This is a genomic window from Kitasatospora sp. MBT63 (assembly GCF_000710465.2).
In the GTDB taxonomy this organism is placed as follows: Bacteria; Actinomycetota; Actinomycetes; order Streptomycetales; family Streptomycetaceae; genus Kitasatospora.
The window spans coordinates 28,451-33,888 of the sequence record NZ_JAIZ01000294.1 but is presented as its reverse complement, the minus strand read 5'-3'; the positions used below and the strand labels follow the sequence as shown (position 1 = coordinate 33,888).

General features: G+C 75.9%; 3 protein-coding genes and 1 pseudogene. All 4 read right to left on the bottom strand.

What is annotated here, in order from left to right:
• Nucleotides 1-1,430: pseudogene (locus AA75_RS52045) on the bottom strand (TIGR02680 family protein); the annotation flags it as partial.
• Nucleotides 1,427-2,674 (bottom strand): TIGR02678 family protein, encoded by a 1,248-nt coding sequence (locus tag AA75_RS18235; RefSeq protein ID WP_033821134.1) that lies wholly within the window; start codon nt 2,672-2,674, stop codon nt 1,427-1,429. The gene AA75_RS18235 and the pseudogene AA75_RS52045, both read right to left, overlap by 4 nt.
• Nucleotides 2,671-4,182, bottom strand: coding sequence for a TIGR02677 family protein (locus AA75_RS18230; protein ID WP_199520352.1), 1,512 nt, complete (start codon nt 4,180-4,182; stop codon nt 2,671-2,673). Before AA75_RS18230 ends, AA75_RS18235 begins: the two co-directional genes overlap by 4 nt.
• 203 nt (nt 4,183-4,385) lie before the next feature.
• Nucleotides 4,386-5,351, bottom strand: a complete 966-nt coding sequence (locus tag AA75_RS18225) for an oxygenase MpaB family protein (protein ID WP_051812709.1) — start codon at nt 5,349-5,351, stop codon at nt 4,386-4,388.
• Nucleotides 5,352-5,438: the final 87 nt, after the last annotated feature.

Sequence of the window (5,438 nt, the reverse complement as noted above, 5' to 3'; positions counted from 1 at the left end):
TCCCGGACGTCGACGGCGGCGCGGACCTCGGTGATCTGGCCGTGCCGGGAGGTGACCGCGCCGCGCAGCAGGCGGCGGGCGGCGGACGCCTGCTCCGCCGCCTCCGCGGACGGGCCGGGCGCGGTGTCGAGCATCGTGCGGATCTCGGTGCAGAGGGACTCCAACGCCGCCCGGCGCGCCACGCCGCGGGCCTCCTCCTCGGCGGCGCGGGTGTGCTCGGCCCGGCGCTCCGCCAGCAGCCGTGCCTGCTCGGCCCGTTCGGCGTCGTCGGCGGCGGTCCCGGTCCGGCGGCCGGCGGCGGCGCGCAGCCGGGCGGCGGTCTCCTCGGCGCCGTCGGTGCGGCGGCGGAGCTGGTCGAGTTCCTGGCCCTGCCGGTGGATCTCCGAGTCCAGCAGTCCCTCGACGGCGCCTTCGGTCTCCTGGGCGGTGTGCTCGAGTCGCTCGTTGGCGAGGGTGTGCCGCTCGCGTTCGGCGAGTGCCTCGGTGTGCTGCCGGTCGCTCTCGCGGGCGACCCGGGTGAGGTTGTCCAACTCGGTGGTGGCGGAGATCAGCGCGGCCGCGCCGGCCCGCAGGACCCGCTGGGCGTAGCCGCGTTGCTGGGCCGCGACGGTGGTGGCCGCGGTGACCTCCTCGTCCAGGGTGCGCAGGTGCTCGCGCTGCCGGTCGAGCCGTTCGAAGCCTTCGGCGAGTTCGGTGATCTCGCCCTGGCCGAGCGGGGGCAGCGCCCGCGAGAGCAGCGAGGACAGCAGGGACGGGTCGAGCCGTTCGGAGAGCTTCGGGGTGCGCAGTTGCAGCAGGACGGTGATCAGGGCGTCGTAACGCTGCTCGCTGAGCCCGGGGAAGAGGGTGGTGCGGACCGCGCCGCGGTGGTCGGCGGCCGAGGCGTGCACTTCGCCGCGGCCCTGGAGGGCCTCGGCGAGTGCGGCGCGGGTCAGCGGCTGGCCGGAGCCGCCGGCGAGGGCGAGCCCGCCGGGGCGGTCGATCCGCGCGGTGGTGGTGAAGAAGTCGGCAGTGACGCCGCTGGTGTGGATGCTCGCCTGGAGCCGTGCGCCGCAGGTGAACCAGGCCGGGAGGGCGCCGCGGGCGTCGACGAACTCCAGCCAGACGTAGCCGACCCGGGTCTTGCCGGAGGCGCCCTCCCCCATCAGGTTCCAGTGCATGGTGCGTTCGGAGCCGCCGAAGGTGGACAGCCGGTTCGGGCGCAGGCTGGCGTCGAGGAGGAAGGGCAGCAGCACCTCCAGCGCCTTGGACTTGCCGGTGCCGTTCTGGCCCCTCAGCAGCAGGCGGCCCTGGTGGAAGGTGAACGTCTCGTCGTAGTAGCGCCAGACGTTGAGGATGCCGGCCCGGGCGGGCTGCCACCGCGGCACCGGCCCGGGGCCCGGGTCCGTCGTCCGGGCCGCGGACGGCTGCGGGAGGTGCGTCACGGTCATCGGGTGGGGTCCTCCGTGCTGGGGGCCGGGGTGTCGGCGGCGGTGTCGGCGACCGCGGCCCGGTAGCGCAGGGCCGCGGGCCGCGGGAGCGTCCGGTCGCCCGCCCGGCGGGCCAGGCCGAAGTCGGTGAGGACCCGGACGGCGTCCGCCGCCAGCCGCCCGGCGCCGTCCTGGGACTGGTAGCCCTTCGCCCACTGCGGGAAGCGCCGCAGCAGGTGGTGCGCCTCGGCGGTGAGCTGTTCCGGGGTCAGCCCGCCGGTGGCGGCCGTCAGCGGTTCGAGCAGCAGCAGCGCCGCGACCCGGGCGGTGGCGGAGTCGTCGGGGAACCGGCTGTCCGTGGCGATGCCGTCCGGGTCGACGAGCAGCAGCCCGTCGGCCCGTTCCTCCAGGACGAACCCGCCCTGCTCGGCCGCGCGCCGGACGATCTGGCGTCCGGTGGGCGAGGAGAGGTAGGCCAGTTCCTCGGTGGAGAGCTCGTCGTTGTGGAGCACCGGGTCGTCGAAGAGCCGCCGCAGCACCGAGTGCCGGAGCCTGAGGTTGCGCTGGGTCTCGGAGGCGTCGGCGCCGCCGTACCTCTGCTCGCGCACGGTCTCGCGGAGGAGTTCGGCGAACCGCGGCGGTATCTCCTCGGCCGGTACGGCCAGCCTGGAGGGGCCGACCGGCGCGGCGAGCAGGCGGATCAGCACGGTGGCGTCCACCCGGTAGAGGACCTTGGCGTCGGAGGACTCGGCGAAGCTCTCCGTGACACCGTCGACGGTGAGCAGCGCGCCGTAGGTCTCCAGCAGCTTGAGGACGTCCACGAAGGCCATCCGTTCGGCCCGGTTCGCGGTGTCGAAGGGCGGTAGGGCCGCGTCGGTGGCGCAGGCCTGGACGACGCGGTCGGCGAGCAGGCCGACGGTGGTGACGGGGACGGACAGCAGCTCGGCCGCGGCGACGCACAGCAGGGTGTAGCGGCGGCGGTCGAACGGCGCCCGGCCCGAGCGCGGCCGGCGGGCCGGGCGGGAGGCGTCGGGAGCGGTCCGGATCTTGAGCAGCCGGGCGTAGCCCAGCCGTGGCTCGACCACCAGCTGCCAGCCGCAGTGGTAGTCGAACCACTTGGTCAGCGGATCCTGCCTGCGGCGGATCAGTTCGAAGGCCGACGCATCGCCGCGTTCGGTGATCAGGGGCCGGCCGAGGAGCAGTCGGACGCCCCGGGCGATGTCCTCCCGCTCGGCGAGGACCAGCTGGTTGGCGAGCGTGCTCATCCGGCGGCCTCCCGCACCGGGGCGGACCGGCCGCCGGGGCTGCGGATCTCCACCAGGTGGTCGGGGCCTTCCAGCCGGCCGCGGGGGGTGCTCAGCAGGGCCCGTCCGCCGTCGCCGGGCCGCAGGACGATCTCGACGCGGCCGTCGGAGGTGACCGCCCGACGTGCACCGGCGCTGTCCGGGCGGACGGCCAGCGCCCGGCCGAGCAGGTCGAGCAGCCGCTCGAAGACGGTGTGGTCCAGCCGGCCGAAGGCGGACAGCCGGACCGGGCCGTCGGTGCCCAGGATGTCCCAGGCCGCTTCGAGTTCGGCGCGCTCCTTGCGGGCGCGTTCGGCCCGGTCGGCCTTGACCTGCCCGATGTCGCGCACCCGGCCGGTGCGGGTGAAGCGCTCGGTACGGCCGCTGGTGCGCAGCAGGGCGGACACCTCGACGGGTGGGGCCTCGGCCCAGCTGTGGGAGGAGGGCACCAGTTCGGGGTCGGGGTGGGCGAGGTGGGCGTGGCGGGCCGGGCCGAGTCCGAAGGCGGCCGACCACAGGTGGTGCAGGTCGTCCTCGGTGGGGGCGGCGGCGAACCAGCGGGCCAGTTCGCGGAAGTCCTGCGCGGCGCTGGAGGACCGCCGCCGCGAGTCGGTGATCCGGTCGAGGACCTGGAGGAGCGTCACGATGGCCCGTCGGGCGACGTCGTGCAGCTGTTCCACCCGCGGCCGGGTGCCGTCGGCCGGCAGGAACCAGGCCCGGAGGCCGTCCCAGCGCGCCCGGCGCCGCTCCAGCCACGCCGGTGCCGGATCCCCGTCGGCGGCCGGGGGCAGCTCCGCGCCGTTCAGCGCGCGCCGGTGCAGCAGGTCGAGGCCGCGCTCCTCGACCCGCCGGACCGCCGAGGCGACCGCCTGGCCGCGCTGGTCGAGGTTGCGCAGGAACTCCTGGAGGTAGGCGACCGTTGCGGCCTTGACCTCCCGGAAGGTCGCCAGGTCCGCGCCCTCGGCGCGCAGCAGGCGCTGCAACTCGCCGTTGAAAGCCTTGGTGTTGGCCAGCAGCGCCTCCAGGTGGCCCTCCAGCTCGTGCAGGGTGGTGAAGACCCGGCGGTCGGAGGTGCTGGCGTCGCCGAGCAGCGTGTACAGCTCGTCGAGCCGGTCGGTGACGGCCTCCAGGACGGCGGTCTGCAGTGCGCCGGTCGCGGCGAGCACGGCGAGGGCCTGCTCGACCGCGGCGAGCGCGGCCTCACCGCGCCGGGTCAGGGAGTACTGGAGGTTGCGGCGCTCGTACTCCTCGGCCGTGCGGTAGTTCTCCGCATGGTTCTGGACGACGTCGAGCAAGCCCCAGGAGCGCAGTTGGCGCAGTGCGTCGTGCAACTCGTCGTCGTCGACGGCGTCGAGCCAGCCGACGGCGCGCAGCCGGGCGCGGACCTCGTCGAGCCCGAGGGCGGTCTCCAGCCGCTCGTTGGCCGCCCCGAACGCTTGTAGGGCGGCGCCGTAGAGCTCGGCCCTCTCCCCGGTCGTGAACCGGAACATCTCCGGCGGGACCCTGCGCACCCGCTCCCCTCCCCTCGGCCGGTCACCCCGTACCCGGCGGGCACCACAGTACGCGGACGCACCGACAGCGCGGAGCGGGATCCGCATCTCGGGCGCCGCACCGGGCGCAGGGGGCGCGGGGTGCCGGCCTGCAACGATCCCGTGCGCCGGGCACGGCCGGGGGCGGCGGAGGGAGCAGCCGCCTACGCGGTACCCCGCGGCCCGCCGGTGGTGTCCGGGGCCGCCGCAGCAGTGGCCCTGGCCTGGGCGGCGGCCCGGATCGGGGACGGTCCGCAGGCCCAGACCATGATCCGGCCGCCGGTCCGTGCCACCGGCAGGTCCCAGGCCGTGCGGACCACCCCGGGCCGGTGGACGCCGAGTTCGTCCCTGGCCCAGTCGGGCAGCAGGCCGAGCGAGGCGTTGGTCAGGAGCCGGACGGCGGTCCGCTCGCGGCGGCTGCGGCCGAAGCCGCGCAGCAGCCGCAGCACCTCAAGGGCGGGTGGCGTCACCCGCAGTTCGGGCCGCGTCCGGGCCAGGTAGGCCGCCACCTCGGCGCGGGAGCGCGGCACCCCGGCGGCGCCCAGCCGTTCGGCGACCAGCGCCGCCTGCGCGTAGTAGTCGTCGGCCTCGGCGGCGGTCACGGGCGTGGTGGCCAGGGTCTGGTACCCGGTCAGGAAGCAGTACACCTCGGCGGTGTGCACCCAGGTGAGCAGCGCCGGGTCGTCGGCTCGGTAGGGGCGGCCGTCCGGTGCGGTGCCGTGGATGTGCGGGTGGATCCTGCGCACGGCCTCGATCGCCGCATCGGCGGCGGCCGTCGAGCCGAGCGTCGTGGTGGTGACGAACCGGGCCGTCCGGTTGAGCCGCCCGGTCGGGTCGGCCCGGAAGTCGGAGTGGGCGTCGACGGCGGCCATCGCCAGCGGGTGCAGGGACTGCAGCAGCAGCGCCGCGAAGCCGCCGACCAGCATGCCGGCCGGGTGGCCGTGCACCCGCCACACCACGCTGTCCGGGCCGAACAGGCCCGGGTCACCGGCCGGCCGGTCGTAGCGTTCCAGGTGCAGATCGGGTCCGTGCACGGTCGCGTTGATCTCGGCCAGCAGCCGGGCGCGCAGCTTCGCCAGCAGGCCCGCTCCGTCCGCCGCCGCCACCGCGCCGGTCCGTTGTGTCGCCATGCCCCACCCCTGCCCCGCCGCCCGGACCACCACGGTACGCCCCCGGCACCGACGCCGGAGGCCCGCGGCCGGTCATCGGCCACGGGC